Below are 12,726 nucleotides of genomic sequence, written 5' to 3'. Positions count from 1 at the left end.
CGTGTGTGCGAACCCCGGAGGGCGGACGAAGAATCTTCCCCTGCGGCCCTTCGCCCCGCCGTTTCCGAGGGGGCACGGGGGCTGCCGCCGCCGGAGTGGGTGCGTCGGCGGATGTCGGGAACACTGGAAGGGGAGCAGGGGCCGCCGGGTCCGGTGGACCCGGCACGGACCCCTGTCGGAGCGGAAGACCCCCGGGACGCCGCCGTCCCGGACGACAGGAAGGGTGGACATGACCACCGTCGGACTTCTCTACCCGGGCGCCTGCGCCGAGGACGACTTCCCGCGGATCGAGATCACGCTGGACAGCGACATCAGACTGCCCCTGTTCCGCACGGGCACGGGAGAGGACGTCCGCCACCCCGAAGCGCTGCGCGAACTGGGCGCCCCGGCCCGGCTGGAGGCCGGGGTGGAGGAACTGCGGCTGGCCGGGGCCGAGGCGCTGGTGTGGGCCTGCACCGGCGGCAGCTTCGTCTACGGCTGGGACGGCGCGCACCGGCAGATCGCCGGGCTGGCGCGGGCGGCGGGACTGCCCGCCTCCAGCACCTCGTTCGCCTTCGTGCACGCGGTCCAGGAGCTGGGCGTCCGCCGGGTCGCCGTCGCCGCGACCTACCCGGAGGGGGTGGCCGGGCTCTTCGCCGACTTCCTGGGCGCCGCCAGTGTCGAGGTCGTCGCCACCCGGGGCAGCGGGATCATCACCGCGGCCGAGGTCGCGGGCTGGGACCTGCCGATGATCAGGGAGCTGGCGGTCGCCGGGGACCACCCGGACGCCGAGGCCCTGCTGCTGCCGGACACCGCCCTGCACACCGCCGCACACCTGACGGAGCTGGAGGGCCTGCTGGGCAAGCCGGTGCTCACCGCCAACCAGGTCACCGTGTGGGAGGGGCTGCGGCTGGCCGAGCGCCGCATCCGGGCCCCCGAGCTGGGCGCCCTGTTCGCCACCCGCGAGCCCCTGCCCGGCGCGGTGGAGCCGCACGGCATCGAGGTCCGCGAGTGAGCGGGACGGCCGGTCCGGCGGTCGCCGGGGAATAAGCGGAGCCCACCTCCTGTTGTTGCGGGTCGATACGCGAACGTACGACCAGCAGCACCGGGAGAGGCCCACACGTGGAAGAGAACCGAGGCGACGAGATCCGTGGCACCGCGATCGGCACGGCCCCCGTGCCGCTGTCGGTGCTGGACCTGGTGGGCGTGGGACAGGGGCACACCGCCTCCCAGGCGCTCGCGAGCGCCGTGGACATCGCCAAGCTCGCCGACCGTCGCGGCTACCACCGCTACTGGGTCGCCGAGCACCACTCCATGCCGGGCATCGCCTCGTCGTCGCCCGCCGTGATCCTGGCCCACCTCGCGGCCCACACCGGGCGGGTGCGGCTGGGCTCCGGCGGCGTCATGCTGCCCAACCACGCCCCGCTGGTGATCGCCGAGCAGTTCGGCACCCTGGAGGCGCTGGCCCCGGGCCGCGTCGACCTCGGACTCGGCCGCGCCCCCGGCACCGACGGGGCGACCGCCGCCGCGCTGCGCCGCACGGACCGGCTGAACGAGGGCGCGGACGACTTCCCGCAGCAGCTCTCCGAGCTGATCCGGTTCCTGGACGACGACTTCCCCGACGGTCACCCCTACGCTCGCATCCACGCGGTGCCCGGCCCGGTGCAGGCGACCGCCGAGGGCGGCGTGCAGTCCCCGGCCCGGCCGCCGGTCTGGCTGCTGGGCTCCTCCGGCTTCAGCGCCCGGCTCGCCGGGATGCTCGGGCTGCCGTTCGCCTTCGCCCACCACTTCTCGGCGCAGAACACCGTCCCGGCACTCGACCTCTACCGCGAGTCGTTCCGCCCCTCGGCCGTGCTCGACGCCCCCTACGCCCTGATCGGCGTGTCCGCGCTGGCGGCCGACGACGAGCGCGAGGCGCGCCGCCAGGTGCTGACCGGCGCCCTGTCCATGCTGCGGCTGCGCACCGGCAGGCCGGGGCTGATCCCCACCCCCGAGGAGGCCGAGGCCCACGTCTTCGGGCCGGCCGAGCGGGACTTCGTGGACGGTTGGCTGGCCAACATCGTGCACGGCACCGGCGACCAGGTGCGCGACGGACTCGACGCGCTGGTCAAGCGGACCGGCGCCGACGAGCTGATGCTCACCGCCAACGCCCACACCGGCGACGCCCGGCTGCGCAGCTACGAACTGGTCGCGGACGCCTACGGGCTGCCCACCGCCTGACGGCGGCACGGTCCCACCGGGGGCCGGTCCGCGCGGGGCGACCCCGCGCCGGGCCGGCCCCCGCGGCGCGTCCGGGAAGCGGTCGGTCCGTTGCGGGGCGGCGGTTTCGGGCCGGGCGGCGGTCAGCCGGTCGGCACGCCGCCGGAGCCGATCAGGTGCGCGATCCGCTCCGGGGCGACCGCCCGTGAGTACAGCCACCCCTGGCCGGTGTCGCAGCCGATCCGGCGCAGCCGCTCCGCCTGGCCCGCGGTCTCCACGCACTCCGCCGTGACCGTGAGGCCCAGCCGGTGCGCGAGGTGGACCATGGCCTCCACGATCGTCTCGTCGGCCTCGCTGGGGCGGGCGCCGTCGTCGTAGCGGAAGCCGCGCACGAAGGAACCGTCCAGCTTCAGCACCGAGACCGGCAGCCGGCTGAGGTAGGCGAGGTTGGAGTAGCCGGTGCCGAAGTCGTCGATGGCGATGCGCACCCCCATGTCGCTCAGCTCCTGGAGCGCGCGCAGCGGCCGGCCGGCCGACCCCATCACCGCGGACTCCGTCAGTTCGAGCTGGAGGAGCCCCGGTTCGAGCCCCGTCTCGGTCAGGATGTCGGCCACGTCGGACACCAGGTCGGAGTCCCACACCTGGCGCACCGCGACGTTCACGCTGACGAACAGCGGTGGGCGGCCCGGGTGTCCGAGCTGCCAGTCGCGGGCCTGCCGGCAGGCGGTGCGCAGCACCCAGCGGCCCAGCGGCACGATCGAGCCGTCCTCCTCGGCGATGGCGATGAACCGATTCGGCGAGAGCACGCCGAACTGCGGGTGGTTCCAGCGCACCAGCGCCTCCACCCCGCGCACCGCGCCGCCCGCCATGTCCACCAGCGGCTGGTACTCCACGGTGAACTCGCCGCGCTCCACCGCCGGCCGGAGCGTGGAGGAGAGTGCCTGACGGGTCATCCGGTGGGCGTTGCGCTCCGGGTCGAAGAGGGTCCAACGGGACTTGCCGTCGGCTTTCGCCCAGAACAGCGTGGTGTCCGCCGCCTGCATCAGCCCGGTGGGCGTGGTGCCGGCGCAGGGCCGTTCGACCACGCCGATCGAGGCCGAGACGGAGAGCCGCTGCCCCTCCAGGTCGAACGGCTGCTGCACGGCGCCGAGCAGGGCGTCGGCCAGGTCGACGAGCTGCCGGGTGCCGGTCGACTCCTCCACCAGCACGGCGAACTCGTCGCCGCCCAGCCGTGCGACGAGGTGGCTGCCGTCGTGGTGGAAGGGATCGCGCCCGGCGCATTCGTTGAGGCGGGCGGCGACGGCGGCCAGCAGCCGGTCGCCGGTCCGGTGGCCCAGGGTGTCGTTGACGGCCTTGAACCCGTCCAGGTCCAGGTAGCAGACCCCGATCCGGCCGCGGTGCGGCACCGGCGAGCCGTCCGGGTAGGGCGGGATCTCCAGGGCGGCGGTGAGGCGCTCGAAGAACAGGGTCCGGTTGGGCAGCCGGGTCACCGGGTCGTGCATCTGGAGGTGGCGCAGCCGCTGGCGCAGTTCCCGCCGGTCGCTGACGTCCGCGACCGACAGCAGCGCCCGGCCCGGATCGGCCGCGGTGGTGACGCTGATCGGCACCACGGTGATCTCCGCCCACACCGGGCGCCCGTCGGGGTGCTTGAGCCGGCGGGTGCAGTGGAAACGGGAGCGCCGCCCGCGCAGCACCTCGCGGTAGGGGCGCCAGGCGTGGTCCTCCGGGCCGAGCCCGACCAGCTCGGCGGCCGGTCGCGCGGTCAGGTCGGCGGGGACCGCTCCCACCAGGCCGCCGAGGGCGTCGTTGGCCCGGACGACCCGGCCGGCGCCGTCCAGCACCGCCATCGCCGTGGGGGAGATCCGGAACGCCGCCCGGTAGTCGCGCAGTTCGGCCTCGGCGCGCGACGTGGCGTCCTGGGCGGGCGGGAGGGCGTTCTCGGCGGGCTCGGCGGGCTCGGCGGGCTCGGCGGGCTCGTCGGGCTCGTCGGGCGGCGCGGAGGCGCGGTCGGTGGGCTCCGGCGCGTCGGCCGTGGCGCACCCCGAAGCTTCACCCTCCGTGACCGTCCGGGGTGCGGTGCCGGAGGGGGTCCCCGCTGCGGGCCCCGGCTCTTCGGAGGTTCCGCTCACCGCTTGCTCCCGCTGTGCTGATCGTTGTGGACCGATGTCGTGGACGGATGCCGGTGACGGGTACCTGGTGGCTCCGTTTCCGGCCGGGCCGGAGGCACGGGGGAAACGTCAGGAAGCATAGAGGGTGGGGCGTTGGCCGTTCCAGCCCACTGCCCGTCCCGGGTGCGGCACCCGTGCCGAGGGCTCTGCCGCGGAGCATGCGCGCGGTGATCGGCGCGCTGGTGAAGCTCATCCGATTTATCCGGTACTGATCGATTCTGTTCCGGTGGCATGCGGCCCTGCCCTCCAGTTGATTCTTCGGCAGGGCGAGATGATCACCTGTGACTGTACGTGATCGATCGGGTGGCCGCGCGGCGGAACGCGGGACGCGCGCCCACGGGACCGCGGGGCCCTGACCCGAGTGGTGCAGCCCAACGGGCGCGCCGAGGGCGTCCGTCCCAGGCTGGTGGGTGTCTCGAGTTCCCCCATCCGGAGGTGAAGGTGCGTCGCCAGCACGGACCCCGGGGGGTGGAGAGGCCGAGTCCGCGCGGACTGGCGGCGGCGCTCACCGCCCTCATGGCACTCGCCGCGACCTCACTGGTCGCCGGGCCCGCCGTGGCGGCGACCGACGACCTCGAACCCTGCGTGCTGCCCCGTACGCCCGCGCACCACTCGCTCGGCCTGGACGACTGGAACGGCTCCTATCCGCGCCCCGACCACCGGCTCGACGCGGTCATGATCTTCCTGTCCTTCCCGGACGCCGAACCCGTGGTCGGCCCCGAGGTCCTGACCGCCGACTACTTCCCCTCCACCACCCGCTTCTTCGAGCGCGCGAGCTACGGCGCCTTCACGCTGCGCCCGCACCCGATGGACCGGTGGACGCCGATGCCGCGCGACTCGACCTGGTACGGCATAGAGCGCGACTGGGACTCCGGCCGGCGCACCGCCTACCTGCGCGACGCGATCGAGGCGGCGGACGACCGGGTCGACTTCTCCCGGTACGACATCGTCTACCTGGTCGCCGATCCGGACGCGCCGGGCGTGGACTCCGACGCCACCAAGGTGGTCAACTTCGACCGGCCGATGCGCGCGGACGGCGCGGACGTCAAGCGCGTCGTCACCGTCTTCGAGCAGCACCCGCCGGACCGCAACGTGCTGGCCCACGAGACCGGGCACGTCTTCGACCTCGCGGACCTCTACCACCGGCCCGAGGACGGCAAGGGCGACTGGGACACCCACGTCGGCGACTGGGACGTCATGGGCAGCCAGTTCGGTCTGGCGCCGGACCTCTTCGGCTGGCACAAGTGGAAGCTCGGCTGGATCGACGACCGGCAGATCGTCTGCGTGCAGGGCCGTGCCGACCTCACCCTGGAGCCGGTCGCGGCGGCGCCGGTACCCGGCGGGACGCTCGGCACCCGACTGGCGGTGGTCCGCACCGGCGAGGACAGCGTGCTCGCCGTCGAGGCGCGCGGCGCCACCGGAAACGACCGCCACACCTGCTCCGAGGGGGTGCTGATCTACCGGGTGCGCGGCGGCACCGCCTCCGGCGGCGGCCCGGTCGAGGTGGTCGACGCCCACCCGGAGACCGAGGCGTGCTGGGACCGGTCGGTATACCCGCCGCTGGCCGACGCGCCGCTGCGGGAGGGGGAGACCTTCACGCTGCCCGAGGAGCGGACCCGGATCGAGGTCGCCGACCGCACCCCGTCCGGGGCGTGGACCGTGCGCATCACCACCGGGGTATGACGGCCCGGCCGACCCGTCGCACCCCGGCGGACGCACGAAAAAGCCCCCCGCTCGCGCGAGGGGCTTCTTCCGTCTGTGCGCCGCCAGGGACTCGAACCCCGGACCCGCTGATTAAGAGTCAGCTGCTCTAACCAACTGAGCTAGCGGCGCCTGCTGACGTCGTAGACATTAGCACCCGGATCGGCCGGAGGAAAAATCGCCGTCGGGGACCCGGACGGGCTCAGGGTTCGAGCCGCCGGCCGGTCGTCCTCGCCGCCCGCACACAGGCCCAGAGCAGGGCGTCCGGGCCGGGCAGCCAGGGTGCGCGGGTGTCGGGGGCCACCAGCCAGCGGGGCCCCGCGGTCGACTCTCCGGCCAGCGGCGGCACGGTCACCGCGTCTCCTCTGCCGTGACAGAGCACCGACGGCACCGAACGGTGCGTGTCGTCCTCCGGGGCCGGGCCGGTGCCCCACTCCTCCCAGGCCAGCAGCGAGGGCAGCCGGTGGGCGGTGCCGGGCGCGGCGAACAGCAGCATCCGGCCGCGGTGGGTGGCGACCGGGCCGGAGCCGGGGCCCTCCCCCCAGAGCCGCTCCAGCATCCGGCGGCCGAACAGGGCCGGCACGCTGACCACGTCGAAGGTGTTCCCGCACGGCAGCACCACGGGGGCGTCCGGCCGGGCCCGCCACCGGCCGAGCAGCGAGCGGGCGTGTCCCGACGCCTCGGCCAGCCACGCGGCCCCCTCCGCGGTGACCTGGGCGGCCTGCTGGGAGGTGTGGTCCCGCAGCAGGGCGAAAAGCTCCGTGCCGTGCTCGCGGATACCGGTGCGGTGGGTCGCTTCGTCTGTCAGCCATGCGGTCATGCAGACAGGTCTACAGGGCGTGACGGTGCTGACGCCAACAGTTGCCAAATCCCTGACAAGCGTGGGCCCGCAGGGGTACCGTGCCCCCGCGCATATGCCAGAGGATTTACCCGAAGTGACCGCGCCGCGCCCGCCCGGACCCGTACGGCGCCACCGGGTCCGGTGCCCGGCCGGTGCCCGGGGCGGCGCTCCGACGGCGGCCGGGGTGGGCGCGGCGGCCGGTCAGGACGCGCGGGGAGCGTTCAGCAGCGAGCGGCCGAACTCGATCATCTTCTTCGCGTAGTCCTCGGTCCACTCGGCGCGTTCCGCCACGTCGGACGGGCTCAGCCGGTCGAAGCGGCCCGGGTCGGCGAGCTGGGCGGCGGCCATCGCCTGGAACTCCACGCTCCGGTCGGTCGCGGCCCGGAACGCGTGCGTCAGCTCCGTCGCGCGGGCCAGCAGCTCCTTCGGATCCTCCATCGACTCCAGGTCGAAGAAGTGCTCCTCATCGGCGGTGGCCTCGGCCGGCTCGAAGAGCAGCGGCGCGGGTCGCATCCTCGGCCGTGCGTTCCGCTCGGGTTGTGCCATGTGGTGTTTCCTCCCTCGGGCGGCCCGTCGACCGGACGGGCCACCCCCCATTGTCCAACCCCCGTGCGCGCCCCGTGTCCCGGAGCCCCGGCCGTCCGGAGCCCGGGACAGTCTTTCCGCCGCCGCCGTCCGGAAAACCCGCGCGGTCCCGGCGCGCGGGGTGCGGCCGGTTCACGGGCGCCAGGACACCCGGTGGTTCGACCACTGGTCCCAGGTGGACTGCATCGCCTCCCAGCCGTCCGGGAACTTCACCGTGACGCCCAGTTGCACCGGCTCCGTCGAGGGGTGCTCGTCCAGCAACTCCGAGACGCCCGCCCGGCAGACCACCACGCACGCGTGCCGGTGGCGCGAGGCGAGCACGCAGAGCCGGCCCGTCTCCAGGTGGAAGGCGGTGGCGTCCGGGCGGCCCGACAGCGGGTGCAGCACCACCGTCACGTCGAACTCGCGGCCCTGGAGCCGGTTGGCGGTGTCCACCGCCACCCCGGTGACGCCCAGCCCGGCCAGGGCCGCGCGGACCGCCGCGGCCTGGTCGCGGTGGGCCGTGCCGACCGCGATCCGGTCCGCCGTCACCGCCACCGGGCCATCCGCCCGCTCGCTGACCGCGGCGCCCCGCCGGTCGAGGAGCCTGCGCACCACCTGCGCCACCGCGCCCACCGCCTCCGGGTCGGTGCGCGGGGTGTGCCGGGCGGGCAGTTCGAGCAGGCCCCAGCCCGCCTCCGCAGCCACGTCCAGCACCCGGTCCGGCCCCGAACCGTCCGAGGCCGCCCCGAACGTCAGCCGCCGGTCGCCGTGACCGGTCCCGCTGCGGAACGGCGTGTACGGGTAGAAGGCGTCGGACACCAGCGGCGCGGCCGACGCGGGCAGCCGCCAGGACACCGGGAGCCGGTGCTGCGGCAGCCCCGGATTGTGCGCGAGCAGGGTCGAGACGGCACTGGCCGACGGGTCGTAGGTCAGCCCCGCCCACTGCTCCGCGCCCACCAGGGAGAACGGGTCGAGCTGCCCCGGGTCGCCGACGAACAGCGCCCGCTCGAACAGCCCGGCCACGGCCAGCAGCGCGTCCGAGCGCATCTGGTACGCCTCGTCGACGATCGCGTGCTCCCACGGCTCCACGTTCTTCACGTGCGCCCACTTCGCGGCCGTCGAGATCACCACGTCCAGCCCGACCAGGTCCGCCGCCTTCGCGGACTTGCGCACGTTGTCGAGGCCGTCGAGCACCTTGTCGTACGGGTCGGAGTCGCTGCTGTGCAGCCGCCCCACCGGCAGGCCGGGCTCCTTCTCCGCGAGGCGCACCACCAGGTCGTCCACCTGGGCGTTGGTCTGCGCGATCACCATCAGCGGGCGGCCCGCGGCAGCCAGCTCCAGGGCGGCGCGGACCACCAGCGTCGACTTGCCCGCGCCGGGCGGCGAGTCCACCACCACGCCCCGCGCCGATCCGTCCAGGGTGTCGCCGAGGATGCGGGCGGTGGCCTCCGCCGCCGCCCGTCCCGGATCCGTCACCGTCGTCACAGCAGGTCCTCCGCGGTCACCGGGTCGGCGTGCTCGGCGGCGGCTCCGGGCGGGCCGCCGTGGGTCCACGGCGTCTCCTCCGCGTCCGGCAGCTTCGGCCCGCCGCGCTGGTCGTGTTCGAACAGGGTCCACACCGTCCGGTCGCCCGGCTCCGGCAGCGAGCCCGGCGCCGGCTCCTTGCCGCGGCCCATCCGGTCCATGATCCGCAGCACCACCAGCACCTCCTCGCCCCCGGCCTCCCCGTGCCCCGGCTCTCCGTCCCCGGGCTCCTCGCCTCCGGAGGCGTACCGCACGAACTCGGCGGTCTGCGGCTTGCCGTCCAGCGAGCGGTACACCTTGGTCCGGCCGCCCAGGTGCGGACGCTCCGCGGTGCGGACGGTGACCAACGGGCGCGGCGAGGGCCGCTTCGACTCGCTGTACGCCATCTCCACCCCGGTCACCACGCCGACGAACGCCTCGCCCGCCAGCCGCCGGCCCGCCAGCACCAGCGGATCGTCCAGCGCCTCCTGGGCGTCGAGCTGCGCCTGCGCGGTCTCGCGGGAGGCCAGCTTCCGGGCCGCCGTCACCGCGTCGTCCCGGCGCGGCTGCGGGGGCTCGCCCGCGGTCACCCGGTCCCGGTGCGAGGTGAACGACCAGCGGTCGCGGGTCCACCGCTCCTCCACCCGCTCGCCCTCCGGCAGCTCCCGCAGCAGGTCGAGGGCGCGCCACACCGCGTCCCAGGTCGGCAGCATCACCCCGGCCAGCAACGCCCTGATCCGGCCCTCCGCCGCCGTCAGCGCGCCCAGCGCCGCGTCCGCCGCGAGGCCGTCCTCCGCCGCCGCCACCGCGGTGCGCGCCCGGTCGTACGCCTCGATCGCCGGGGCCAGCAGCCGGTTGTCGAAGGCGGGATCGGTGGCGGGGCCGGCCGGCGGACAGACCAGCTGCCCCTCACGGTCCCGCTCCAGCTCGGCCCGGAGCGCCGCCTCCGGGCCGGTCAGCCCGTCCCGCGGATCCAGCCAGGCCAGCAGCGCCCCCAGGTGCTGGTCCTCCACACTGCTCTGCCCCGTCGCCCAGTGGCGGTTGAGCAGGTCGGTGGCGGCCGTCAGCAGCGAGGAGCCGGGCACCCGGGCCCGTTCGCCGTAGTGCGTCAGCCAGCGACCCAGCAGCGGCACCCGCGCGGGCGCCGGATACGGGGTGTCCGGGTCGTCCTCGGCGGTCCTGCGGAACCGCATCGACCGCCCCAGCAGCCGGACGAACTCCACGCCCGCCCGGCTCGGCACGACGATCTGCGCCGCGTCCGCGCACAGCTCGGCCTCGACCCTGACCTTCTTGCCGGTCTCCGGGTCCACCTCGTTGCGCTCGACGGTCTCGACGGCGGAGGCGTGCGCGTCGATGTGCGGCAGCACCGCCTCGGCCAGCTCGGCCAGGAACGCGAACCGGAGGTCGCGGTCGCGCGGCTGCGCCACCGCCAGCAGCCGGGGCGACTCCCGGTCGGTGCCCACCAGCGCTCCCAGCGGAGCACCCGCCTCGCCGGAGGTGGTCAGCGGCACCAGCACCAGCGGACGAGCGGCGATCCTGCGGTGCCGGACCGTCGCCAGCGGCTGGGCGCGCCCGCTCTCCACCGCCTCCAGCCGGGCGAGCGTACCGATCAGCGACATGCGGCCACGCCTCCCGCGGCCTCGCGGCGCCCGGCGGACACGTCAGGCGGTCCGGCCCCCTCCAGCGCCTCGGCCCGCAGCGCGACGGCCCGGCGCAGCGCCGCGACCGTCGGGTCGGCCGGATCGCCCTCCTTGCCGCGGGCGGCGTCCAGCACCGCGCGGACCGACGTCAGCCCGCCCAGCTCGCCGCGCACCCCGCGCCCCAGCGACTCCACCGCGCCCTCGGCCCGGGACCGCGACCGGCAGTGGAAGGCGAGCTCGCAGGCGGCCAGGCACTCGGGGGCGTACGCCGCGTCCACCGCCTCCACCGCGGCGGCCAGCTCCTCGGACGGGCGACCCGGGTCGAAGGTGGCGCCCTGCGGGAGGGCGTCGGCGATCTCCTCGATCCGGGTCAGCCGGCCGAGCTGCCGACGGGTGACGGCGCGCTGCTTGCGCACGTCGACGATCTCGGCGGCCGGCAGGTTGGAGAAGTCCTTCGGGCAGACCAGCAGCACGTCGGCGGAGACCTCGGCGCCCCCGGTGCGGGCGGCGACCTCCTCCAGCGCCAGGACGTAGACGGCGGACTGCCGGGCGGCGGCGCCCACCTTCGCCGCGTCGGACGAGCCGTCGATCATCGGGAACGACTTGATCTCGACCACCGTCCACCGGCCGCCGGGATGCACCACCACCGCGTCCGGTTCCAGATAGGCGGGCGAACCGGCCACCTCCAGCACCAGCATCGGGTGGTCCAGCAGCGCCCAGCCGCCGGCCTCCGTGGCCTCGCGCAGCGCCAGCGCCGTGCGGGCCGCCCGGCCCTGCGGCCCGGCGGCGGTCAGATCGGGCAGTGACACCGCGTCCGGGGGCCCGGCGTCCTCACCGGTCCGCTCGCGCAGCAGCCGCAGCAGTTCGGTGCCGCCGTCGGCCTTGACCCGGGCCTCGAAGGCGTTGCCCCGCATGAACGCGAACTGCGACTGGCCGAAACCCGAGGGCGAACCGAGCGCGGTCGCCAGGACCGTCTTGTCCACCCCGGCGCCGTCGAGCAGCGCGCGCCGCTTGCAGCCGGGGTTCGCCGCCAGGGCCGCCAGCGCGCGGGCGTCCATCGGGCGCGGGGCCACGGCGGGCCCGCGCAGCTCAGCGAGCCGCTGCCGGAGCGGCGCCGTCGACCGCGGCGCCGGGTCCGCCGCGCGCGACGGGGGAATGTGCGGAGGGGGTCCGCCGCCCAGGGAATCGCTCACCCGCCGAAGTCTCGCACCCGCCACCGACAATCGGGGCTCCCACCGCGGGACCGGGGCGGGCGGACAGGCCCAGGACCGCCCGCAGCCGGGCGGCCCAGCGGTCCGCGATCCGCAGAACGTGCCTGGTCAGCAGCGCTCCGGCCACCATCACGGCGGCGCCGGCGACGGCGTCCAGGAGGTAGTGGTTGGCGGTCCCCATCACCACGAACGTGGTCACCAGCGGATAGACGACGCCCAGCGTCCGGACCACCGGCCCGCGGCCGTGCCGCCACAGCAGCACCCCGCACCACAGCGCCCAGCCCACGTGCAGGCTGGGCATCGCGGCGTACTGGTTGGTCATGCCGCCGAGGCCGCGCGGGGCGCTCGCCTCCGCGCCCCACCAGCCGTAGGAGCTGTACTGCGCCATCGTGTCGACGAAGCCGTGCCGGGCGTCCAGCAGCCGGGGCGGACAGGTCGGCAGCAGGGTGAAGCCGATCAGACCGAGCAGCGTCGAGGTCAGCAGCCAGGTCCTGGCCTGCCGGTACCACCGCGCCCTGCGGCGGAACATCCACACGAGCAGGGCCGGGGTGACCACGTAGTGCAGCGAGGCGTACGCGAAGTCGGCGGGTATGCCGATCGCCGGGTGGGCGGTGAACAGCCGGTTGAGCGGGTGCTCGGCGTTGATCCGGAGCGTCTTCTCGATGTCGAGGATGGTCAGCCCGTGGTGCACCGCGGCCTGTATGTCCCCGCGGACCAGCAGCCGCCCGGCGGAGTACAGCGCGTACACCGCCGCTATCAGCGGCAGCTCCCTCCACCAGCGGGGCCGGTGAACGCCGGAGGGTGCGGCGGTGGCGTGCGGCATCCGATGGCTCTCCCCAAGTTCAAGCGGCCGACGGCGGGCGTTCAACCGTACGGCGGACCACGGCCGTCCTGTCCCTCGGGGCCCCCTCGGGAAC

The 12,726-nt window shown here is 75.1% G+C and carries 9 protein-coding genes, 1 tRNA gene and 1 pseudogene; 3 read left to right on the top strand and 8 right to left on the bottom strand.

Features of this window, described 5'->3' with window-relative positions; genetic code table 11:
- Window positions 1-229 precede the first annotated feature (229 nt).
- On the top strand, window positions 230-994 hold the full coding sequence (locus Q0994_RS01420; RefSeq protein ID WP_299527769.1) for a decarboxylase: 765 nt from the start codon (window positions 230-232) through the stop codon (window positions 992-994).
- Window positions 995-1,101: 107 nt separating this feature from the next.
- Complete coding sequence (locus tag Q0994_RS01415; RefSeq protein ID WP_299527767.1) at window positions 1,102-2,199, top strand: LLM class flavin-dependent oxidoreductase; 1,098 nt, start codon at window positions 1,102-1,104, stop codon at window positions 2,197-2,199.
- A gap of 122 nt (window positions 2,200-2,321) precedes the next feature.
- On the opposite strand, the gene Q0994_RS01410 is transcribed toward Q0994_RS01415, so the two are convergent.
- Window positions 2,322-4,067 (bottom strand): bifunctional diguanylate cyclase/phosphodiesterase, encoded by a 1,746-nt coding sequence (locus Q0994_RS01410; protein ID WP_299528133.1) that lies wholly within the window; start codon window positions 4,065-4,067, stop codon window positions 2,322-2,324.
- A gap of 720 nt (window positions 4,068-4,787) precedes the next feature.
- On the opposite strand from Q0994_RS01410, the gene Q0994_RS01405 reads away from it, so the two are divergent.
- Complete coding sequence (locus Q0994_RS01405) at window positions 4,788-6,029, top strand: M6 family metalloprotease domain-containing protein (protein ID WP_299527765.1); 1,242 nt, start codon at window positions 4,788-4,790, stop codon at window positions 6,027-6,029.
- Between the two features lie 76 nt (window positions 6,030-6,105).
- Here the strand turns inward: Q0994_RS01405 and Q0994_RS01400 are convergent.
- From Q0994_RS01400 to Q0994_RS01370, 7 genes and pseudogenes are all read right to left on the bottom strand, one after another.
- Window positions 6,106-6,179, bottom strand: a tRNA-Lys gene (locus Q0994_RS01400).
- Window positions 6,170-6,867: pseudogene (locus Q0994_RS01395) on the bottom strand (bifunctional DNA primase/polymerase). The gene Q0994_RS01400 and the pseudogene Q0994_RS01395 overlap by 10 nt, the downstream one beginning before the upstream one ends.
- Window positions 6,868-7,089: 222 nt before the next feature.
- Window positions 7,090-7,434 carry a hypothetical protein gene (locus tag Q0994_RS01390; protein ID WP_299527763.1) on the bottom strand — a complete coding sequence of 115 codons (345 nt, stop codon included), beginning with the start codon at window positions 7,432-7,434 and terminating at the stop codon, window positions 7,090-7,092.
- A 171-nt stretch (window positions 7,435-7,605) separates the two neighbouring features.
- The gene (locus Q0994_RS01385) at window positions 7,606-8,940 is read right to left on the bottom strand and encodes an AAA domain-containing protein (RefSeq protein WP_299527761.1); all 1,335 of its coding nucleotides are present in this window, start codon (window positions 8,938-8,940) and stop codon (window positions 7,606-7,608) included.
- Window positions 8,937-10,577 carry a hypothetical protein gene (locus tag Q0994_RS01380; RefSeq protein WP_299527760.1) on the bottom strand — a complete coding sequence of 547 codons (1,641 nt, stop codon included), beginning with the start codon at window positions 10,575-10,577 and terminating at the stop codon, window positions 8,937-8,939. The genes Q0994_RS01385 and Q0994_RS01380 overlap by 4 nt, the downstream gene beginning before the upstream one ends.
- Window positions 10,568-11,791 carry a hypothetical protein gene (locus Q0994_RS01375; RefSeq protein ID WP_299527758.1) on the bottom strand — a complete coding sequence of 408 codons (1,224 nt, stop codon included), beginning with the start codon at window positions 11,789-11,791 and terminating at the stop codon, window positions 10,568-10,570. The genes Q0994_RS01380 and Q0994_RS01375 overlap by 10 nt, the downstream gene beginning before the upstream one ends.
- Window positions 11,688-12,632 carry a phosphatase PAP2 family protein gene (locus tag Q0994_RS01370; protein WP_299527756.1) on the bottom strand — a complete coding sequence of 315 codons (945 nt, stop codon included), beginning with the start codon at window positions 12,630-12,632 and terminating at the stop codon, window positions 11,688-11,690. The genes Q0994_RS01375 and Q0994_RS01370 overlap by 104 nt, the downstream gene beginning before the upstream one ends.
- Window positions 12,633-12,726 lie beyond the last annotated feature (94 nt).

Origin of the sequence: uncultured Streptomyces sp., assembly GCF_947488945.1 — a bacterium.
In the GTDB taxonomy this organism is placed as follows: Bacteria; Actinomycetota; Actinomycetes; order Streptomycetales; family Streptomycetaceae; genus Streptomyces.
Note: the sequence above shows the minus strand (reverse complement) of the source record. Positions and strands in the feature narration are given on the sequence as shown.

Excerpts from the sequence above, each read along its gene's own strand:
- Q0994_RS01420 (WP_299527769.1), top strand. The coding sequence starts at position 230 with ATGACCACCGTCGGACTTCTCTACCCGGGCGCCTGCGCCGAGGACGAC.
- Q0994_RS01390 (WP_299527763.1), bottom strand. The coding sequence starts at position 7,434 with ATGGCACAACCCGAGCGGAACGCACGGCCGAGGATGCGACCCGCGCCG.
- Q0994_RS01380 (WP_299527760.1), bottom strand. The coding sequence starts at position 10,577 with ATGTCGCTGATCGGTACGCTCGCCCGGCTGGAGGCGGTGGAGAGCGGG.
- Q0994_RS01370 (WP_299527756.1), bottom strand. The coding sequence starts at position 12,632 with ATGCCGCACGCCACCGCCGCACCCTCCGGCGTTCACCGGCCCCGCTGG.